Here is a 17,776-nt window from a genome sequence, read left to right on the forward strand (position 1 = left end):
GCCGGTCAGCGCTTGGTCGCCGTGATGACGAGGTACTCCCAGCGCATCGTGTGGTCGCCGTCGATCTTGATCTGCGAGTCGCCCAACGCCGCGAGCGTGTCGTCGAGCGCGCGCACCGCGTCGGCGTCGTCGGCGATGCGCCGGTACACCGCGATCGTCGGGCCGTAGTTCGCCTTGAAGTAGTCGCGGAACTCGGCGCCCGTGGCGAAGTGCCCGATCGCGACCGAGTCACGCTGCACCTTGACCTCGTCGACCGCGTCGCCGAGCAGCTCGCGCACGTGCGACTCGTCGCCCCACAGCGGGGCCGGCTGCGCGCCCGCGGGCAGGGGCGCCGCGAACGGCTTCATGGCCCGGAACATGCGGCCGATGAATCCCTCGGGCGTCCAGCTCAGCACGCCGACGCGACCGCCCGGTCGCACGACCCGCAGCAGCTCGCCGGCCGACGCCTCGTGGTGCGGTGCGAACATGATGCCGATGGCTGAGATCGCCGCATCGAACGCGGCGTCGTCGAACGGCAGGTTCTCGGCGTCGGCCTCGACCCACTCGAGCTCGACGCCGGCGTCGGCCGCGTTGCGGCGTCCCGCCTCGAAGAGCTCGGGCACGAGGTCGCTCGCGGTGACCACGGCGCCCTGCTGGGCCGCGCGGATCGCCGCGCTGCCGGTGCCGGCCGCGATGTCGAGCACTCGGTCGCCGGCGCGTACGCCCGTCGCGTCGACGAGGTGCGCGCCGAGCGGCCAGACGAGGTCGGCGGCGACCGCCGGATAGTCGCCCGATGCCCACATGCTGCGGTGCTTGGCCTTGAGCTCGCGATCGGCCTCGCTGCCGATGCCGGTCGAGACGGTCGGGTTGGTTTCGGTCATCGGGGGCTCCTTCAATCGGGTGATGACAACAGGAGCGAGTGTCGACGCGGCCGTGGAGTGCCGCATCCGTGCGTGCACGGAGATCGGGCTCAGGGTGAGGCATCCCTCGCATAGGGTGGCCCGGTGACCAGCAGCGGACTCAGCCATGTGACCTTCATCGTGCGCGACCTCGACCGCATGGAGCGGATCCTCACCGAGGTGCTCGGTGCGGTGCGCGTCTACGACAGCGGCAGCGACACGTTCTCGCTCTCGGAGGAGCGCTTCTTCCTCGTCGGCGAGGGGGAGTCGGCCACGTGGGTCGCGACGATGCTCGGTGGTGGCGAGCTGCCCCGCAGCTACAACCACGTCGCGTTCCAGGTCGAGCGCGCCGACCTGCCCGCCCTGCGCGCGAAGGTGGCGGAGCTCGGCCTCGACCTGCGCCCGCCGCGCTCGCGCGTCGAGGGCGAGGGCGACTCGATCTACTTCTACGACGACGACGGGCACCTCTTCGAGCTGCACGCCGGGTCGCTGCGCGAGCGCCTCGCGGTCTACGTGCCGTCGTCAGCCGGTTGAGTAGCGCCGACGCGTATCGAAACCACCTTTCGCCGGTTGAGTAGCGCCGACGCGGAGCGGCGACGCGTATCGAAACCCGGTCAGACGGTCTCGAGGCCGGGTCACGGGGTTTCGATACGCGTGCTCCTTCGTCGCGCGCTACTCAACCGGCGGAGGGGCGGTTTCGATACGCGTGCTCCTTCGTCGCTCGCTACTCAACCGGCGGGGACGAGTTCCGCCTCACGACGGGCGAATCCCAGCGCGAGCGATCGCAGACGCGCCGCGTAGATCGCGATCGCGAGCGTCGTGAACGCGTAGATCACGACGGCCTGCAGCGCGTACGCGGGGTAGTCGATGACCCAGAGCGAGGCCGAGGGGTCGGCCGCGGCATCCGGGCTTTCGTGCACGTAGGGCACGGCCTCGGCGAGGAGGTAGCCGACCGCCTGCCCCGCGCCGTAGACGAGCACGAGCGTGCCGAGCGCCAGCCATGCCTGCCCGGTGCGGCGACGCCAGGTGTCGCGGGCCGACCGCATCGCCGTGCGCGGCTGCCAGGTGCCGGCGACGGGTGCCGCGATCGCGTTCAGCACGGGTGCGAGCGCGACGGCGGCGATGAGCAGCGCGAGAAGCAGCAGCATCCCGATCATGAGCAGCGACTCGCTGCCCGCGCGGCTGCGCATGAGCTGGGGCGTGAGCATGAGGGCGAAGAGCGGCAGGCAGCCGACGGCGACCGCCGCCCACCCGCGCAGGAACGTGACGAAAGGCATGCCTCGAGCCAAGCGCACCGGCGCGGGCGGGCGATATCGGGTGAACCCCCGAATGCGCGGTGGTGCCGGTCGCCTCAGGCCGCTGCGGCCCGCGCGTCGCGCCCGAACTCGGCACCGAGCCGCCGCGCCTCGGCGAGGGCCGCGAGGCGGCCCGGCTCGGCATCGGCGATCGCGAGGTTCGGCCGGAACTCGATCGAGTCGATCTCGTCGATGCCCGCCCAGCGCAGCCAGCCGTCGAAGAACGGCTGCTGGAAGTCGGCGCCGAACGCCGGCGGCCGCCCCTCGCCGTAGACCGCGCTGGAGTAGACGACCGCGGCGCGCTTGCCCTCGAGGAGGCCCGAGTACCCGGTCTCGCCGTCGAAGCCGAACACCCAGCCTGGCTGGCTGACGACGTCGATGAACTGCTTCGCGATGTAGGGCACGCCCGCGTTCCACATCGGCAGGCTGAACAGGTAGAGGTCGGCGCTGTTGAAGCGCTCGAACGCGAGACGGGCGCGGTGCCAGGCGATCTCCTCGGCGCCCTCGGGCTCGTCGCCCGCGAACACGCGCATCTTGGCGCCGGCCCCGTCGGGCCCGAAGGCGGGCAGCGATCCGTCCCAGAGATCCCAGTGCGAGATGGATGCCTCGGGCGAGGCCTCCGCGAACGACTCGATGAAGCGCTGGGCGATCTCGAGCGAGTGCGACGCCTCACCGCGAGGGGAGGCGGAGATGTGCAGGAGCGTGGTCATGGCTCGTTCCCTTCAAGTGTGTGCAGGCGCACATAAATCGAACGAGCCCGAGTCTGACATATGTGTGCGCACGCACGCAAGTGGTAGGGTTGCGGGCATGAGCACGCCGAGCGACGCCGAACGCGCCTGGGAATCCCTGCTTCGCCTGCACGCCGCCGTGCTGCCGCGACTGGAGCGGGCGGTCGCGAGCGAGGGCGGCCTGCCGCTCAGCTGGTACGACGTGCTGCTCGAACTGCACGACGAGGGCGGCCCGCTGACGATGGGCCAGCTGGGGGAGCGGGTCGTGCTCAGCCGCACCCGCGTGAGCCGGCTCGTCGACGACCTCGTCGCCGCGGGACTCGTCGCCCGCGAGGCGAACCCCGACGACCGGCGATCGGCGTACGCCGTGCTCACCCCCGAGGGGCGGCGACGCTTCCTCGCCGGGGCGAAGGCGTACCTGCCGGCGATCGACCGGGAGTTCGCGCCCGTCGGTGACGACGGCGTGCGCGTGCTCGCCGAGGCGCTCGAGCAGGCGCTCGCCGCGATCGACCCCGGGGCGCCGATCCGCAGCCGGTAGCCTGACGGGCGTGCCCGTCTTCGCCCGCCCCGCCTCCGATCTCCGATCGACCGTCGACGACCGTCTCGTCGTGCGCGGGGCCTGAGGCCGGCCATGCGCGACCACGACGAGCGACTTCCGCGCGGGCGCGCGGCCCGCACCGCACGACGCCGTGCGGGCCGCGCCCGTGCCGAGCGCGAGCTGCGCGACCTCAGGTTCGTCGAGGTGGCCGAGACCCCGGCGTCGGCCTTCGCGCACACCGCGGTCGGCCTCGCGAACGCCTTCGCGATCGGTGCCGGTGCGACGTGGCTGCTGCTGCTCATCGCCGCGGTCGTCGGCGACGAGGCGCTGGGGGAGCTGTCGAGCGCGCTCGAGTTCGAGGAGTTCCTGCGCGCGACGGTGCTGCCGCTGTTCGGGCTCGCGGCCGTGCTCGCGCTCGCGATCCCTGTGCTCGGCGCCCTCGATGCCGCGACGTCGCTGCGGCTGCTCGAACGCCACGTCGGCGCGAATCCGGAAGCGGTGCCGTCGTCGATGCAGCGCGCGCGACTCGCGATCCTGCCGGCCCGGCACGTCCGTCGCGCGGTGCTCGCGGTCGCGGTGATCGCGATGGCGGTCGGCGGATTCTGCCTGCTGTTCGCCCTCGTCGACGACGAGGGTCGCACCCCCGTCGTATGGACCATCGTCGGGATCAGCGCGGCGCTCGTGATCGCGTGGCTCGTCGCGCGATCGGTGCTGCTCGGCGTCGAGGAGGGGCAGGAGGCCCGCCGCGCCGAGCTCGAGGTGGGCTGGACGCGCTCGGTCGCCGCCGCCGACCTGGCCGAGGAGCGTCGTCGCGCGGCATCCCCGGCCGAAGACCCGCCCGACCTGCTGCGCCCGGGGGCCTTCGCCAGCATCGACCGTGCGCTCGTCGTCGCGGTGTGCGCGCTCTTCGCGGTGGGTGCGATCTGGTTCGTGTCGGTCTGGTTGCGGCAGCCGTGCAAGCGGTGCGACGAGCGCTACTTCGACGAACCGCTCGAGCGCTTCATCGACGGGCTGAGCCTCTGGGGCGGCATCGCGATCGCGTGCGCCCTCGTGGTCACCGCCGCGCTCGCCGTCGCGCGGCTCGTCATGATGCGACGCGTCGAACGGGCGGCGGTGCACTGGGTCGCCGACGGCCGCCCGAGACGGGCGCGCGAGGAGGTGACCGACGCCCTGCTCCTCGATCCGCGTGCAGGTCGCTGGGTGTCGTCGGCGATCGTCGCGGCGGTGATGCCGCTCGCGCTCTTCGCGATCGCGGGCCTAGCCGGAACGGATTCGGGCATCGCCCGCCCCGGCATCGCGCTCGGGGTCGCGTTCGCCGTGGTCGTCGGCGCGCCGGTGCTCGCGACGACGCTCGGCATGGCCGACCTTCACCGCGCGACCCGCGAACGCAACCTGCTGCGCGTGGCGCTCTCGCCGGGCGACCCCGACCAGTCATCGCTCGCGGCCCGCCGTCTCGCCGAGCAGCGTCGTCGTGCGAAGCGGGCGCGGCGCGCGCAGCGGCGCCCCCACCAGGCGGTCGAGTAGCGCCGACGCGGAGCGGCGCCCCCACCAGCCGGTCGAGTAGCGCCGACGCGGAGCGGCGACGCGTATCGAAACCTGGTGAGACGGTCTCGAGGCCGGCTCACGGGGTTTCGATACGCGTGCTCCTTCGTCGCGCGCTACTCAACCGGCGGGGTGGGGGTTTCGGTACGCGCGCTCCTTCGTCGCGCGCTACTCAACCGGCGGGCTGGGGGCGCTCGCTGCTCAGGCGGCGTTCACGGATGCCTCATGCTCGCGCCGCTCGGCGATCGCGAGCTCGGCGGGGTCGCCGACGCGGGGCAGCGGGCCGAGCGCGACCCAGATCACGGCCGAGAAGGTGAGCAGCACGCCGATCAGGATGCCGAGCTGCGTGCCGACGAGCTCGCCGACGACGCCGCCCGCCGCCGCACCGAACGCGATCGTGCCGTACGAGACCCAGCGCATGCTCGCGTTCACCCGGCCGAGCATCTGGTCGGGCGTGCGCAGCTGCCGGATGGTGATGAGGATGACGCTCGACAGGGTGGCGCCGGCATCGCCGATCGCGAACACGAGTCCGAGTACGGCGACGAGGAGCGGCTCGCCCCACGAGGCATCCGCGACCGGCAGGATCAGCAGCACGAAGCACTCGGCGACCGCCGTCCACAGGATGGGGCGACCCGCCCCGAATCGCCGCGTGAGCGGCCCCGCCAGGAGCGATCCGGCGAGTGCGCCGGTCGCGCCGATCGCGAGGATGAGGCCGACCTGGAACGCGTCGAGGCCGAGCCGGTCGACCGCGTGGAGGAGGAACAGCACCATGACCCACTGGATGAAGGGGTTGTAGAGGGCCGAGAACCCCAGGTTCGCGACGAGGTACTTGTCGCGCCGCACGAACGACAATCCCGCACGCAGTTCGGCGGCGAACCCGGCGCGGCTCGTCGACGGCGTCTCGGGGGCGCGGATGCCGGCGACCGAGACCGCCGAGACCACGTAGCCGACCGCGGTCGCGAGCAGGGCGAACGGGGCGGAGACGAGTTGCACGAGCAGGCCGCCGAGGCCGGGGCCGCCGACCTGCACGGCGGCCGCGGTCGCCGCGAGCCGCGAGTTCGCGGCGGAGAGTCCTGCGGGTGCGACGACGCTCGGCACGATCGACTGGTACGACACCTCGAACAGCACCGTGAAGCAGCCGATGGCCGCCGCGAGCACGAGCAGGGTCGGCATGGTGAGCAGGCCGGCGATCGCGGCGACGATGATCGCGACGGTGAGGGCCGCCCGGCCCCAGTCGGAGATCACGATCATCGGTCGGCGCCGATGCCGGTCGACGAGCACGCCGAGCGGCAGCGCGAGCAGCAGGAACGGCAGCCATCGCGCCACGCCGAGGAGGCCCAGCTCGAGCGCCGAGGCGTTCAGCGCGAGGACCGCGAGCAGCGGCAGCGCGAGCTCGGCGACCTGTGCGGCGGCGACGCCGGCGCCCTGAGCGACCCAGAGGCGCGAGAAGTCGGCAGACAGGCGCGGGCGGCGCGGGTTGTCGCGCACCGCGCCCCCGCGGCCGCTAATGGATGATCGAGTAAGCATGCATTACACACTGGCAGAAGAGGGCGAATGCGTAAAGCCCGCAACAGGCATTAGTATCAGAACATGGCGATTCCGGTCATCTATCGACGGCGCGAGCGGCCTTTCGCGCAGATCGCCGGTGCCGTCGGCCTCGACCTGATGAACACCGTGTACGAGCGCCTGGCGACCGACGAGTTCGTCGACTACCTCGTCGACTACGACGACGTCGTGCGATTCACCCAGGAGACGGGGCTCGTCGACGCCGGGCAGGCCGCTGCGTTGCGTGCGCTCGCGGCGGAGCGTCCCGAAGCCGCAGCCGACGAGTGGGCGCGCGTGCGCGACCTGCGTGAGACGCTGTACGCCGCCTGTTACGAGGGCGCGTCGAGCCATCCGATCACGAGTGCACACGCCGAGGCGGTCGCGTCGGGCGCGCTCGTGCGTGCGGGCAGCGGCTGGGCCTGGAGCTTCGACGTCGACCTCGCCCTGCCTCGCCGCCGGCTCGCGCTCGCCGCGGTCGACCTGCTGCTGCGCGACGACCTCGACCGGCTCTCGCAGTGCGCCGACACCGAGTGCGGCTGGGTGTTCCTCGACACGTCGCCCCGGCACAACCGGCGCTGGTGCGTCGCCTCCGACTGCGGCAACCGCAACCGGGTGCGCGAGTTCTACGCGCGCAAGCAGGCGGCGTCGTCGGGCGCGGCGGCCGAGTAGCGCGCGCCCGACGACCGCCGCGTCATGCGGCCGGCGCTGCGCCGGGCACCTCGTCGAGCGAGTGATAGACGGGGATGCCTCGACGCTGGGCGATCGCGACGTCCTGGTCGGCACCGCGCGACTCCCCGGGCAGGCGCAGCACGGCGTCGCAGTGCTGGAGCAGTCGTTCGGCCGTCGGGTACATGACCTCGGCCGCCAGTGGATCGGCGGGGCCGCTCGCTCCCGCGCTCGAGAGCACGGGGAGGGCGACCCATTCGCCGATCATCGGCACATGGCCGGCGCGGAAGATCGGCCAGGCCGCCTCCTCGAGCCGCCTCAGGTTCTTCGCCATCAACTCGGGGTCGCCGCCGGTGCCCGAGGCGTAGGGGCCGGCGATCAGGATCATCATGGGCTTGCTCATATCGGGCACGATACTGCAGAATCGTGAAAGAACAGGAAGGAACCCGATTGCTCGCTGCGGCACGCAAAGACCTGCTCCTGGAGCGACTCCGCCGTGACGGACGCCTCGTGGCGAAGGAGATGGCGCTCGAACTCGGACTGTCGGAGGACAGCATCCGCCGCGACCTGCGGGAACTCGACGCCGCGGGCCTGGTCGTGCGCGTGTACGGCGGGGCGCTGCCCGCCTCGCCGGCCGTCGCCGATTACGCGAGCAGGGTTTCGGTGGCCCCCGAGAGCAAGCGCCGCGTCGCGGCGGCCGCCGTCGCACTCATCGAGCCGGGCGCGACCGTCATCCTCGACGGCGGCACGACGACGCTCGCGATGGTCGACGCCCTGCCGACGACGCTCGAATGCACCGTCATCACGCACAGCCCGACCGTCGCCGCGAGGCTGCTCGACCATGCCGCGGAGGTGTTCCTGATCGGCGGCAAGCTGTTCAAGCACTCCGCCGTCGCGTGCGGGGCCGCCGCCGTCGAGGCCGCCGGCCGGGTGAGCGCCGACCTCTTCTTCCTCGGCGTCACCGGGGTGCACGCCGCCGCGGGGCTGACGACCGGCGACGCCGACGAGGCGGCCATGAAACGAACCCTCGCCTCGCGCGCCGCCGAGACCTACGTCCTCGCGAGTGCCGAGAAGATCGGCGCCGCCTCGCGCTACACCGTCGTGCCGTTCGACGCCGTCGCCGGGATCATCAGCGACGGCGAGCCCGGCGATCAGACGCTGCGCGAACTCTCCGAGGCGGGAGTGCAGCTCATCGCGGCCGACCCGCACGCGCGCTGATCCGGCCAGCCCATCATCGCCGGGCCGGGCGCCTACCGGACGGAGTGCTCCACCTGACGCCAGAAGCCCGGAAGCCCGCGCCGGGCGATGAGCCACTCGGCGACGACGAGGTTCGGCACCCAGCAGAGGAACGGCACGGCGGCGTACGCGTTCGCGAACACCACGTCGAAATCGGTGCCCTCCGTGAGGAACGGCAGCTGCACCAGCAGCAGCAGCGGCAGCCAGATCCGCAGCGTCACCGCGGCGTAGGTGAGCGCGAAGTTGCGCATCATCCAGGCGCGGTGCGTCGCGACGTCGCGGCGCCGGATCGCACGGTAGGCGAGCCATCCCGTCACGAGCCAGAGCGCGCCGAGCGCGCCGAAGCCGAAGAGCCCGACGAGTCCGGCGTCGTTGACCGGCGCGATCACGAGCGCCGCGAGGCCGCCGACGCCGATCGCGGCGAGGTAGACGCGGCCGGTCCAGCGGTGCACCCGCGGGTGCCGGTCGCGCAGGCCGCGCCAGAACTGCAGCGGGCCGAGCACGAGCGCGAGGCCGCCGCCCACGATGTGCGCGTAGAACGCGATCTGGATCGCCGTCGGCTGCTCGGCGTAGTTGCCGGCGAGGCCGCCCGACGGCGACTCGGCCAGTTCGCGCAGCGGCGCGGTCAGGTACGGCACGACCGCGAACGCGGCGATGCCGAGCGACGAGAGCAGCACCCACGTCCAGGCGATGCGCGTTCCGGTTCGGCGGGGCTTCGGGGCGGCTTCGCGGACCTCGAGCGGGTCGCCCGGTGCGGCCGGGCGGTCGGGAACGGCGGTCTTCTGATCGGACGTCTGCGTGGTCACAGGGGCAAGCTACGACCGCGGTGGGGCGGCCGTTAGGGGGTGAACCCCCGAATGCTCGGGCGGCTGACCGCCGACCCGACGGCCCTCGCCCGCATCAGCGCTGCGCCGTGTCGTCCTCGTCGGTGATGGCGCCCGTCGGCTCGGCGTCGGTCACGGTGTGCCGCGTGCCCATGGCCATGGCGAGCCGCCCGCCCGCCTCGACCGCCTCGTCGCGGCTGGCGAAGCTCTGCGACAGCTCGGGCGAGCCTTCGACGTGGTTCTCCCACTGGCCGCGATTCGAGCGCGTCTCGATGTCGCCATGTGCCATGTCGTCCTCCTGCGTGGTGTGGTCGTGTGGTCATGTGGTCGCAGACGGTGTGGTCGTGTGGTCATGTGGTCGCGGCGCCGGCGGGACCACCCCCTCCGGAACCGCGGAGCCGGCGCTCGGCGGCGACGATACTCCCGGCACGAGGCATCCTCACCGGGGTTGACCGGCCGTGGCCCGCTCTCCCGCTCAGCCGAGCGGGAGGTGCTCGCCGCGGAATCGCTCGCGCAGCAGCCGATCGTGCGAGACGAGCACGACCGCGCCCGGGAAGGTCTCGAGCGCCGCCTCGAGGTCCTCGACGAGGTCGGGGGAGAGGTGGTTCGTCGGCTCGTCGAGCAGCAGCAGCTCGTGCGGTTCGCTCACGAGCAACGCGAGCTCGAGCCGGCGGCGCTGGCCGTACGAGAGCGCCCCGACCGGCACGGCGAGGTCGCGCGGGTGGAACAGCCCGAGTGGCATCAGCCGGCCCTCCGCCGTCACGAGGTCTTCGCCGATGCTGTCCGCGTACACCTCGAGCAGCGTGCGCCGGCTCGGCGGGATGACGCTGTGCTGGCGCAACTGCCCGATCCGCGAGGTCGCCCGCACGATGCCGGCGTCGGCCCGGCGCTCGCCGGCGATGACCCGCAGCAGGCTCGTCTTGCCGACTCCGTTGGGGCCGGTGACGAGCAGCCGGCCGCCGGCCGTCAGCACGAGATCGTCGACGGATGCCTCGGCCACCCGTACCCCGGACAGCACGAGCAGTGGCGCGTCCGACTCCGCCGAGGCATCCGCTTCGCCGCCCGGAGCGGGCGCGACGTTCATGCCGACCGCCCGGAACGCCAGCCGCTTCGGCGGCGGGGCGACCGGTTCGGCGAGCAGCCGCGACATGCGCGCCTTCGCGTTGCGGATGCGGCCCATCGCCCCGTGGTCGCGACCGCGCGGCTTGAACGCGCCCGCGCCCATGCCCGCCTTCTCGAGCTTGCGCGGGATCGCGGCGAGCCGACCCGCGTTCGCCGCGACGAGCTCGCGGTTGCGGGCGAGGTCGGCCCTCCACGTCTCATAGGCGAGCCGATGCCGTTCGCGCTCGTTCTGCTTCGCGACGAGGTAGCCCCGGTAGCCGTCGCCGTATCGCGCGATCGAGGCCGCGTCGACCTCCCAGATCACCTGCGTGAGCGCCTGCAGGAACGCGCGGTCGTGCGTCACCACGACCACGGTGCCGTCGTGCGCGCGCAGTCGGGCGACGAGCCAGTGCCAGGCGTCGTCGTCGAGGTCGTTGCTCGGCTCGTCGAGCAGCAGCAGCTCGGGGTTCGCGGCGACCGTCGCCGCGAGCGCGACCCGCGAACGCTCGCCGCCCGACAGGGTCTCCCAGTCGCGCGCCCGGTCGATGCCGCCGACGCCGAGTGCCTCGAGCGAGGCGTCGAGCCGCGCCGGAGCACCGTAGCCGTCGCGCGCCTCGAAGCGCTCGGTGAGCGTCGCGTACTCGGCGAGCGCATCGGCGAGCGCCGCGTCGTCGAGGCCCGCGAGCCCCCGCTCGGCGGCATGCATGGAGCGCTCGAGCGCGCGCAGCCCGGCCGAGCAGGCGTCGATCGCGTCGTCGACGCTCGCGCCCGGCGGCAGCTCGAGCACCTGGTCGAGGGTGCCGACGCCGCCCGCGAAGCGGGCGATCAGCTCGCCCGCGTCGGGGATCACGGCGCCCCCGATGATGCGCAGGAGCGTCGACTTGCCCGAGCCGTTGTCGCCGATGATGCCGATGCGCTCGCCGGGTCGGAGCGAGAGCTCGACGCGATCGAGCACGACGCGGTCGCCGAATCGCTTCGTGACGGCGTGCAGCGAGAGTTGGCTGGTGGTCATGGAGAGTCCTCCGTTCCCGGCCCGTTCGCGGGTGCGCGAACGCCGGTCGGGCTCGTCGGCGCACGCCCCTCGGATGGGCGTGCGCGCGAGCCGCGGCTGCGGGCCGAATGCTCAGTGGTGGTCGACGGCGCGTCGATCGGCCGCGCTCGGCGCAGGCCGGAATCGATGCGGAAGCCGTGGAGCGGATGCTCGACACGGCTCACACCACTAGGAGTGAATCAGCGTACCCATCGCCGAGCGACGCTAGCGGCCCGCGGCCGCCGGTGTCAAGACCCCGACTCGGCCGACGCGCGCACGAGCGTCGCATCGAGCCCTGCGATGAGGGCTTCGAGACCCTGGTCGAACATCGCGAGGTCGCGCATGCCCGCGACCGCGGGTTGAGCCGGCGGCGTCGACGGCCGGCGGCTCGTGGCCTGGCTGCGGGCCCACACCACGAGGAAGCCGGAGGCGTAGGCGTCGATGATGCCGAGCACCTGCCGGGCCTGCTCGGGCGCGAGGCCCGCGTGCTCGAGCCCCGCGAGCACGCCCGCGAGGTGCGGCGCGACCGGCGACGTGTCGTACGGCGCGAGGGCGAGCAGCTCGAACGCGTGCGGCAGGGCGACGGCGAGGTCGCGGTAGGCGCCGAGCGTGCGGCGCACGGCGTGCTGCCACGGTTCGCCCGGCTCCTCGTGCAGGTCGAGCCGCTCGATGAGCTGCTCGACGATCGCGTCGACGAGGTCGTCGCGGCTGCGCACGTGCGTGTAGAGGCTCATGGGGGCGCAGCCGAGCTCGGTCGCGAGGCGGCGCATCGTCAGCGCCTCGAGGCCGTCGCGCTCGACGAGGTCGACCGCGGCGTCGGTGACCTCGCGGCGGGTGAGGGTCTTGCGCGGCTCGCGAGGGCGCGTCGCACCCGCCGTCCGCATTGCCCCTTGACGTGACGCCATGCGTGCAAGAGTATCGTCCGTACAGTGTACGGAAGCGTACATAGTACGGATGGGTTGCGACCTCACCTGCGACCCGTCCGCCGGTCCCACCCGAAAGGCACACCCCCCACATGGATCTGTTCCGGCTCACCGCCACCGAGGCATCCGACCTCATGCGACGGCGCGAGCTGTCGCCCGTCGACCTGCTCGAATCGGTCATCGCCCGTACCGAGGCGACCGAACCCGTGATCAACGCCGTCACCGAGCAGTGGATCGACGAGGCGCGCGACGCCGCGCGCACGTCGGAGGCGCGCTTCGCCGCGGGCGACGAGCTCCGCCCGCTCGAGGGCATCCCGCTCATGCTCAAGGACGAGCAGCCCATCGCGGGTCGCCTCCTCGAAGACGGCTGCCTCCTCGAGAAGGGGCACGTCGCCAGCGAGACCCACCCGATCGTCGAACGCATCCAGGCGGCCGGCGCCGTCATCCACGCGCGCACGACGACGCCCGAGTACTGCTGCGCGCCCGTCACGCACTCCAAGCTGTGGGGCATCACCCGCAACCCGTGGAACCCCGACTACACGCCGGGCGGCTCGTCGGGCGGTTCGGGCGCCGTGCTCGCCGCGGGCTCGACGCTCCTCGCGACCGGGTCCGACATCGGCGGATCGATCCGCATCCCGGCCTCGTTCTGCGGCGTCGTCGGGTTCAAGCCGCCGTTCGGGCGCGTGCCCGGCATGGCGCCGTTCAACTCCGACACCTACTGCGCCGACGGCCCGATGGGCCGGAGCGTGGCCGACGTCGCCATGCTGCAGAACGTCATCTCGGGCCCGTGGGTCGGCGACGCCGCATCCCTGCGCGACCTCGCGACCGTCTCGGGAGCGGTCGGCTCGCTCGAGGGCCTGCGCATCGCGCTCTGCTTCGACCTCGGCGGCTACGACGTCGACCCCGTCGTCGAGGCGAACACGCGCGCCGTCGGCGTCGCGCTCGCCGCCGCGGGCGCGACCGTCGAGGTCGTCGACCTGCCCTGGGGCCCCGACCTCGTGCAGGACACGTCGTGGCCGCACTTCGGCGCCGTCATGGGGCCGTTCATCGAGTCGATCCTCGACGGCGACGCCTCCCGCGCCGACCAGCTCATGCCCTACACCCGGGCGTTCGCGGCGAAGGCGGCTGCCGGTGGCGACTACGTCGAGGGCCTCGTCGCCGAGTCGGCGTTCTACCGCCCGTTCGCCGAGCTCATGACCGGCTACGACGCGCTCGTCTGCCCGACGATCGCGACCACGGGCTTCGCCGCCGACGAGCCGTCGACCGACAGCGCCGCGGTGTTCGGCAAGCTCATGACCCTGCCGTTCAACGTCATCGGCCGCGTGCCCGTGCTCGCGGTGCCGTCGGGCGTCGCCCCGAACGGCGTGCCGACCGGCGTGCAGATCGTCGGCCGCACGTACGACGACCGAACCGTGTTCCGCGTGGGCGCCGCCCTCGAACAGGAGCTCGCGCTCTGGACCGACCCGGCCTGGTGGCCGGCGGTCTGAGCGACCCGGGCCGGGGCGGCGCCGCCGCTCCGGCCCGCCGCCCCACAGGAGGCGCGCAACGCCTCGAGCGCGAGGCACGCAACACCCCGCTTCACCGCTTCACCCGCTTCACCCGTTGTCATCACCGCCGCTGACCAAGGAGCATCCATGTCCGCATCCCCCACGCCCGCCAAGGCCGACACGCCACCCGCATCGAGCGGCTCGCTCGCCCGCGGCAAGCTCGGCACGTTCGACATCTTCTTCTTCGTGGTCGCCGCGGCGGCCCCGCTCGCCGTGATGGCCGGCGCCGCGCCGCTCGCGTTCCGGCTCGGCGGCATCGGCGCCCCGGGCGCCTACGTGTTCAGCGGCATCGTCTACATCCTGTGCGCGGCCGGCTTCACGGCGTTCGCCCGGCACGTGCGCAACGCCGGCGCGTTCTACGCGTTCATCGGCCGGGGCCTCGGCCGCCGGGCCGGCGGCGCCGCTGCGCTCGTGGCGCTGCTGTCGTACGCGCTCATCTGCGCCGGCTTCTACGGGTTCCTCGGGTTCTACGCCGCGGCGACGTTCAACCCGATGCTCGGCGTCGACCTGCACTGGTCGGTGTACGCACTCGTCGGGCTCGCGATCGTGGCGGTCCTCGGGTACCGGCAGATCGACATCGGCGCCCGCGTGCTCGCGGTGCTCATGACGCTCGAGGTGCTCATCCTCGTCGTGCTCGCGGTCGCGGTGCTCGTCACCGAGGGCACGGCGAACTTCTCGGTCGAGCCGTTCGCGCCCGGCAACGTCTTCAACCTCGCCTCGGGCGGCATGTTCGTGCTCGCCCTCGGCGCGTTCATCGGCTTCGAGGGCACCGCGATCTACGCCGAGGAGGCGAAGGATCCCGACCGCACGGTGCCCCGCGCGACCTACATCGCGGTCGGGTTCCTCGCGATCTTCTACGGGTTCATCGCGTGGGTCGCGGTCGCCGCGATGGGCGTCGACGGGCTCACCGAGTTCTCGCTGTCGGAGGCGTTCCAGGGGCTCTACTTCATGCTCGCCGAGTCGTACCTCGGCGCGTGGGCGACGACCGTGATGGGGCTCCTCATCGTGACGAGCATCCTCGCCGCGACGATCGCGTTCCACAACGCGACATCCCGGTACCTCTTCGCACTCGGCCGCGACGGACTGCTGCCCGCCCGCCTCGCGACGACCCACCGGCGATACCGCTCGCCCGCGAAGGCGAGTCTCGTGACGACGCTCGTGTCGGTCGCGCTCATCGCGATCACGATCGGGCTGAACGGCGACCCGTACCTGCACCTGCTGCTCTGGACCAACGGCATCGGCATCATCGGCATCGTCGCCCTGCAGTTGCTCTGCATGATCAGCGTCGTGCGGTTCTTCAGCCGCGACCGGCGCGGGCACGGGGTCTTCCGGGTCGTCGTCGCACCGATCCTCGGCGTGCTCGGCCTCGCCGCGGGCCTCTACCTCATGCTCACGAACCTCGACCTGCTCACGGGCCGCACCGACTGGGTGAACTGGGCGCTCATGGCGACACTCGTCGTCGCGGCCGCGATCGGGGCGATCCGGCCCGGCCGCGCGCCGTCATCGATCGAGCCCGAGGCCAAGCCGTCGGCGGCATCCGTCGACGGATAGTCGGCTGCAGCGGCGGCGGTTGCAGGCACTTTCGGGCGACACGCCAGGCAGCAGCCGGCGCCGCCGGCGTGTCGGCCGAGAGTGCCTGCTTCCGCCGCGCCAGGCAGGTTCCGCTGGTGCCGCCGGTCCCGCCGGCAGCGCCCGGTTCGCCGGCACCGCGGTGGAGGAATTCTCGGCCGACACGCCGCGGCCGGCCGCGGCGCGGCGTGTCGCGCGGGACTTCCTTCACCGAGGCCCGCCCGCCACCTGCGCGGGGCACCGATCAGGATGCCGCGGGCGCGCCGCCGAGCGCGGTGGGCGAGTCGAGCGCGGCCTCGGTCGCCGCAGCGGCGGCGGGGTCGGCGCTGTCGAAGCGGTCGAACCGGAACGGTGCGAGGTCGACGGACGGCGTCTCGCCCTCGGTGAGGTCGGCGAGCACGAGGCCCATGAGGGCCGAGAACTTGAATCCCTCGCCGGAGTCGCCGCAGGCGACGGTCACGCCGGGCCGCGGCGAGCCGATCACGAAGCGGCCGTCGGGGGAGTCGGTCCAGCTGCACACCTTCGCGTCGACGACGGCGGCGCCCGTCATGCCGAGCGCGGTGCGCGCGTAGTCGAGCAGCGTCGCCGTGCGGGAGTCGTCGGGCGTGCGGTCGTCGTCGGCGCCCCACTCGACGTCGCGCAGCGGTGCGTCGAGGCCGAGCTTGTAGCCGACGCCGGGCGTCGCCATCGCGTAGAGCGTGGGCCGGTCGCCCGACGCGATGTCGATGAGGTCGGGCAGGTCGTCGAACGGGCGCGCCGGGTCAGCGACGTGCACGACCTGCTCGAGGTGCGGACGCAGCGGCACCGCGAGCCCCAGCCGGTCGAGCAGCACGGATGCCCCGGGGCCGGCCGCGATCACGAGGGCATCGGCCTCGAGCACCTCGCCACCAGCCAGGTGCACCCGGCGCAGGCCGTCGCCCGAGGCATCGGCCTCGAGGTCGACGACGTGCGCGATGCGCAGCTCGCCGCCCGCCTGCTCGAACCGCCGCAGCTGCGCCCGCAGCGAGACGTCGGCGAGCACCGGGCCCGCCTCCGACGTGTAGATCGCGCCGCGTCCGTCGGGCACGAGGCCCGGGAAGCGGGTGCCGACGCGGTCGGCGTCGAGCCGCAGGTGGGGGATGCCCTCCATCGCGAGCGCCCACTCGAAGCCGTCGAGCGCCGCCCGGTCGTCGCGCCAGACGAGTCCGCGGCGCAGGAACACGGGTTCGTCCGCGATCGACGAGAGCCGCTCCATCGCCTCGAGGCTCTGCCGGGTCATCGCGATCTTCGCCGGGTCGGGGTCGGCGAGCCGCCAGATGCGGGTCGGCCCGTGCGACGACGAGAGCGCGTTGCCGGGCCCGTAGCGGTCGACGAGGGTCACGCGGTGGCCGCGCTCCGCGAGCTCGGCCGCCGTCGGAAGTCCCCAGGCGCCCGCGCCGATGACGATGATCTGCATGCCCTCCATCTTCGCCTGCCGGGCGAGAATGACGTCATGGGCGAGACGACCGCAGTACGGATCATCGTCGACGTCGCCAACGTCATGGGGTCGACGCCCGACGGCTGGTGGCGTGATCGCGCGGGTGCGGCGACGCGGCTGCTCGCCGCGCTTCCGGCGCTCGCGGGCCGGACGGTCGACGGACCCGACGGCGAGGCGGTGCGCATCGACGCGGTCGTCGCCGTCGTCGAGGGCGCCGCCCGCTCGGCCGAGGTGCCCGACGGCATCGAGGTCGTGCGGGCGCCCGCCGACGGCGACACGGCGATCGTCGGGCTCGCGAACGGCGCCGTTGCCGAGGCATCCGCCATGCCCTTCGTCGTGACCGCCGACGGCGGGCTGCGCGCGCGGCTCGACCTCGCCGTACTCGTGGCCGGACCCGGCTGGCTCAACGCGCTGATCGGGCGCTGACGAGCCGCCGGTCACTCCTCGACGGGCGCGGGCTGGGCGTTGCGGGTGGCGATGACGTAACCGCTGATCGCGCCGCCGAGCGCGGCGAGCGGGCTGACCATCGTGGCGACCGCCCAGAGCACGTCCTGCGACAGGTTCGTCGCGAGCCAGGTGATGCCCGGGCTCGCGACGAGCAGGGCCGACCACCAGGGCGCGGCGATCGCGAACGCCCCGAGCCCGCACGCGATGCTCACGACGCACGCGACCGCCGAGAGCGGTCCGGCCCACGGGTTGGCGTTCTCGTAGCTGAGACTGCCGAGGTCGTCGGCGAGGGAGGCGACGATGAGGGTCGGGCCGGCGATGATGGCGGCGACCAGCCACGTGGTGCGCAGCGCGCCCCCGACCGGCGCCCCGGACCTCGTCGAGTCGGTCATGCGCGCCAGTGTAGGGAGCGCGAGCGAAGCGGCGCGGCCCCCATATCGAGGGGGCACGG

General features: G+C 73.0%; 19 protein-coding genes. 8 read left to right on the top strand and 11 right to left on the bottom strand.

Annotated features, from left to right (window positions below; translation table 11 throughout):
* Positions 1 to 5: 5 nt before the first annotated feature.
* Positions 6 to 860: a class I SAM-dependent methyltransferase gene (locus AC3RJ7_RS08930; protein ID WP_491455484.1), complete on the bottom strand. Its 855-nt coding sequence runs from the start codon at positions 858 to 860 to the stop codon at positions 6 to 8.
* Positions 861 to 983: 123 nt separating this feature from the next.
* On the opposite strand from AC3RJ7_RS08930, the gene fosX reads away from it, so the two are divergent.
* Positions 984 to 1,412: a FosX/FosE/FosI family fosfomycin resistance hydrolase gene (gene fosX / locus AC3RJ7_RS08935; protein WP_491455485.1), complete on the top strand. Its 429-nt coding sequence runs from the start codon at positions 984 to 986 to the stop codon at positions 1,410 to 1,412.
* 194 nt (positions 1,413 to 1,606) lie between these two features.
* On the opposite strand, the gene AC3RJ7_RS08940 is transcribed toward fosX, so the two are convergent.
* Complete coding sequence (locus AC3RJ7_RS08940; RefSeq protein ID WP_491455486.1) at positions 1,607 to 2,155, bottom strand: hypothetical protein; 549 nt, start codon at positions 2,153 to 2,155, stop codon at positions 1,607 to 1,609.
* Positions 2,156 to 2,229: 74 nt separating this feature from the next.
* Positions 2,230 to 2,883 (bottom strand): FMN-dependent NADH-azoreductase, encoded by a 654-nt coding sequence (locus tag AC3RJ7_RS08945; RefSeq protein WP_491455487.1) that lies wholly within the window; start codon positions 2,881 to 2,883, stop codon positions 2,230 to 2,232.
* Between the two features lie 97 nt (positions 2,884 to 2,980).
* On the opposite strand from AC3RJ7_RS08945, the gene AC3RJ7_RS08950 reads away from it, so the two are divergent.
* Positions 2,981 to 3,439 carry a MarR family winged helix-turn-helix transcriptional regulator gene (locus AC3RJ7_RS08950; RefSeq protein WP_491455488.1) on the top strand — a complete coding sequence of 153 codons (459 nt, stop codon included), beginning with the start codon at positions 2,981 to 2,983 and terminating at the stop codon, positions 3,437 to 3,439.
* Between the two features lie 93 nt (positions 3,440 to 3,532).
* Entirely contained in the window at positions 3,533 to 4,963 is a 1,431-nt protein-coding gene (locus AC3RJ7_RS08955; protein ID WP_491455489.1) for a hypothetical protein, read from the top strand.
* 219 nt (positions 4,964 to 5,182) lie between these two features.
* On the opposite strand, the gene AC3RJ7_RS08960 is transcribed toward AC3RJ7_RS08955, so the two are convergent.
* Positions 5,183 to 6,469 (bottom strand): MFS transporter, encoded by a 1,287-nt coding sequence (locus AC3RJ7_RS08960; protein ID WP_491455490.1) that lies wholly within the window; start codon positions 6,467 to 6,469, stop codon positions 5,183 to 5,185.
* Positions 6,470 to 6,571: 102 nt separating this feature from the next.
* Between AC3RJ7_RS08960 and AC3RJ7_RS08965 the strand changes: the two genes are divergently transcribed.
* Positions 6,572 to 7,195 carry a CGNR zinc finger domain-containing protein gene (locus tag AC3RJ7_RS08965; protein ID WP_491455491.1) on the top strand — a complete coding sequence of 208 codons (624 nt, stop codon included), beginning with the start codon at positions 6,572 to 6,574 and terminating at the stop codon, positions 7,193 to 7,195.
* 22 nt (positions 7,196 to 7,217) lie between these two features.
* On the opposite strand, the gene AC3RJ7_RS08970 is transcribed toward AC3RJ7_RS08965, so the two are convergent.
* Positions 7,218 to 7,595 carry a DUF4406 domain-containing protein gene (locus tag AC3RJ7_RS08970; RefSeq protein ID WP_491455492.1) on the bottom strand — a complete coding sequence of 126 codons (378 nt, stop codon included), beginning with the start codon at positions 7,593 to 7,595 and terminating at the stop codon, positions 7,218 to 7,220.
* Between the two features lie 47 nt (positions 7,596 to 7,642).
* On the opposite strand from AC3RJ7_RS08970, the gene AC3RJ7_RS08975 reads away from it, so the two are divergent.
* Positions 7,643 to 8,410, top strand: a complete 768-nt coding sequence (locus tag AC3RJ7_RS08975; protein WP_491455493.1) for a DeoR/GlpR family DNA-binding transcription regulator — start codon at positions 7,643 to 7,645, stop codon at positions 8,408 to 8,410.
* A gap of 32 nt (positions 8,411 to 8,442) precedes the next feature.
* On the opposite strand, the gene AC3RJ7_RS08980 is transcribed toward AC3RJ7_RS08975, so the two are convergent.
* From AC3RJ7_RS08980 to AC3RJ7_RS08995, 4 genes are all read right to left on the bottom strand, one after another.
* Entirely contained in the window at positions 8,443 to 9,234 is a 792-nt protein-coding gene (locus tag AC3RJ7_RS08980; protein ID WP_491455494.1) for a DUF2306 domain-containing protein, read from the bottom strand.
* Positions 9,235 to 9,328: 94 nt separating this feature from the next.
* Entirely contained in the window at positions 9,329 to 9,541 is a 213-nt protein-coding gene (locus tag AC3RJ7_RS08985; protein WP_491455495.1) for a DUF2188 domain-containing protein, read from the bottom strand.
* A gap of 186 nt (positions 9,542 to 9,727) precedes the next feature.
* A complete protein-coding gene (locus AC3RJ7_RS08990; RefSeq protein WP_491455496.1) occupies positions 9,728 to 11,365 on the bottom strand; it encodes an ABC-F family ATP-binding cassette domain-containing protein in 1,638 nt (545 codons plus the stop codon).
* A gap of 266 nt (positions 11,366 to 11,631) precedes the next feature.
* Positions 11,632 to 12,288, bottom strand: a complete 657-nt coding sequence (locus AC3RJ7_RS08995; RefSeq protein WP_491455497.1) for a TetR/AcrR family transcriptional regulator — start codon at positions 12,286 to 12,288, stop codon at positions 11,632 to 11,634.
* 110 nt (positions 12,289 to 12,398) lie between these two features.
* Here AC3RJ7_RS08995 and AC3RJ7_RS09000 point away from each other — a divergent pair, with 110 nt between their 5' ends.
* Positions 12,399 to 13,793: an amidase gene (locus tag AC3RJ7_RS09000; RefSeq protein WP_491455498.1), complete on the top strand. Its 1,395-nt coding sequence runs from the start codon at positions 12,399 to 12,401 to the stop codon at positions 13,791 to 13,793.
* Between the two features lie 147 nt (positions 13,794 to 13,940).
* Complete coding sequence (locus AC3RJ7_RS09005; RefSeq protein WP_491455499.1) at positions 13,941 to 15,404, top strand: APC family permease; 1,464 nt, start codon at positions 13,941 to 13,943, stop codon at positions 15,402 to 15,404.
* 262 nt (positions 15,405 to 15,666) lie between these two features.
* Here the strand turns inward: AC3RJ7_RS09005 and AC3RJ7_RS09010 are convergent, their stop codons facing one another.
* Complete coding sequence (locus tag AC3RJ7_RS09010) at positions 15,667 to 16,857, bottom strand: FAD-dependent oxidoreductase (protein ID WP_491455500.1); 1,191 nt, start codon at positions 16,855 to 16,857, stop codon at positions 15,667 to 15,669.
* A 36-nt stretch (positions 16,858 to 16,893) separates the two neighbouring features.
* Between AC3RJ7_RS09010 and AC3RJ7_RS09015 the strand changes: the two genes are divergently transcribed.
* Positions 16,894 to 17,304 (top strand): hypothetical protein, encoded by a 411-nt coding sequence (locus AC3RJ7_RS09015; protein ID WP_491455501.1) that lies wholly within the window; start codon positions 16,894 to 16,896, stop codon positions 17,302 to 17,304.
* A gap of 11 nt (positions 17,305 to 17,315) precedes the next feature.
* Here AC3RJ7_RS09015 and AC3RJ7_RS09020 read toward each other — a convergent pair whose 3' ends face one another.
* On the bottom strand, positions 17,316 to 17,717 hold the full coding sequence (locus tag AC3RJ7_RS09020; RefSeq protein WP_491455502.1) for a hypothetical protein: 402 nt from the start codon (positions 17,715 to 17,717) through the stop codon (positions 17,316 to 17,318).
* Positions 17,718 to 17,776 lie beyond the last annotated feature (59 nt).

This window comes from Agromyces solani (assembly GCF_058349925.1).

What these genes read in the sequence shown, in the direction of transcription:
- AC3RJ7_RS09005 (WP_491455499.1), top strand. Translation starts at nt 13,941, where the DNA reads ATGTCCGCATCCCCCACGCCCGCCAAGGCCGACACGCCACCCGCATCG.
- AC3RJ7_RS08955 (WP_491455489.1), top strand. Translation starts at nt 3,533, where the DNA reads ATGCGCGACCACGACGAGCGACTTCCGCGCGGGCGCGCGGCCCGCACC.
- AC3RJ7_RS09010 (WP_491455500.1), bottom strand. Translation starts at nt 16,857, where the DNA reads ATGCAGATCATCGTCATCGGCGCGGGCGCCTGGGGACTTCCGACGGCG.
- AC3RJ7_RS08965 (WP_491455491.1), top strand. Translation starts at nt 6,572, where the DNA reads ATGGCGATTCCGGTCATCTATCGACGGCGCGAGCGGCCTTTCGCGCAG.
- AC3RJ7_RS08995 (WP_491455497.1), bottom strand. Translation starts at nt 12,288, where the DNA reads ATGGCGTCACGTCAAGGGGCAATGCGGACGGCGGGTGCGACGCGCCCT.
- AC3RJ7_RS08940 (WP_491455486.1), bottom strand. Translation starts at nt 2,155, where the DNA reads ATGCCTTTCGTCACGTTCCTGCGCGGGTGGGCGGCGGTCGCCGTCGGC.
- AC3RJ7_RS08970 (WP_491455492.1), bottom strand. Translation starts at nt 7,595, where the DNA reads ATGAGCAAGCCCATGATGATCCTGATCGCCGGCCCCTACGCCTCGGGC.
- AC3RJ7_RS08930 (WP_491455484.1), bottom strand. Translation starts at nt 860, where the DNA reads ATGACCGAAACCAACCCGACCGTCTCGACCGGCATCGGCAGCGAGGCC.
- AC3RJ7_RS09015 (WP_491455501.1), top strand. Translation starts at nt 16,894, where the DNA reads ATGGGCGAGACGACCGCAGTACGGATCATCGTCGACGTCGCCAACGTC.
- AC3RJ7_RS08950 (WP_491455488.1), top strand. Translation starts at nt 2,981, where the DNA reads ATGAGCACGCCGAGCGACGCCGAACGCGCCTGGGAATCCCTGCTTCGC.
- AC3RJ7_RS09000 (WP_491455498.1), top strand. Translation starts at nt 12,399, where the DNA reads ATGGATCTGTTCCGGCTCACCGCCACCGAGGCATCCGACCTCATGCGA.
- AC3RJ7_RS08990 (WP_491455496.1), bottom strand. Translation starts at nt 11,365, where the DNA reads ATGACCACCAGCCAACTCTCGCTGCACGCCGTCACGAAGCGATTCGGC.
- AC3RJ7_RS08945 (WP_491455487.1), bottom strand. Translation starts at nt 2,883, where the DNA reads ATGACCACGCTCCTGCACATCTCCGCCTCCCCTCGCGGTGAGGCGTCG.
- AC3RJ7_RS09020 (WP_491455502.1), bottom strand. Translation starts at nt 17,717, where the DNA reads ATGACCGACTCGACGAGGTCCGGGGCGCCGGTCGGGGGCGCGCTGCGC.
- AC3RJ7_RS08985 (WP_491455495.1), bottom strand. Translation starts at nt 9,541, where the DNA reads ATGGCACATGGCGACATCGAGACGCGCTCGAATCGCGGCCAGTGGGAG.